Raw genomic sequence first — 463 nt, 5'->3', positions numbered from 1 at the left:
GCCTACGGCAGCTTCACGGTCGACAAGGACGGCAACTGGACCTTCACGCTGAACAACAGCGCGAACGCGGTGCAAAGCCTCAAGGCCGGCGAAGCCGTCAACCAGACCTTCCAAGTGGAAAGCCTGGATGGCACCACGTCGACCGTCACCATCACCATCAACGGCACGAACGACGGCGCCGTGATCGGCGCGGGTGCTGGCGACAAGAACACCGGCTCTGTCACCGAAGACGTGACCCTGACCAGCAGCGGCAAGCTGACGGTCACCGATGTGGACAATGGCCAGGCTGAACTCAAGCCCGCCACCGTCACCAATGCCTACGGCAGCTTCACGGTGGACAAGGACGGCAACTGGACCTTCACGCTGGATAACAGCGCCGCTGCTGTGCAGGGTCTGGCCGCAGGCCAGACCGTCCCACTGCAATTCCAGGTAGAAAGCCTGGATGGCACCACGTCCACCGTCA

At 62.6% G+C, this 463-nt stretch carries 1 protein-coding gene; it reads left to right on the top strand.

The genetic code is table 11. The annotated features are described in order from the left end of the window. A partial coding sequence (locus BT173_RS15505; RefSeq protein WP_217651490.1) for a VCBS domain-containing protein occupies window positions 1-463 on the top strand: 463 nt, incomplete at both ends.

Origin of the sequence: Chitinimonas taiwanensis DSM 18899 (assembly GCF_900119825.1) — a bacterium.
GTDB lineage: Bacteria > Pseudomonadota > Gammaproteobacteria > Burkholderiales > Chitinimonadaceae > Chitinimonas > Chitinimonas taiwanensis.
This window is presented reverse-complemented; position numbering and strand designations above follow the sequence as displayed.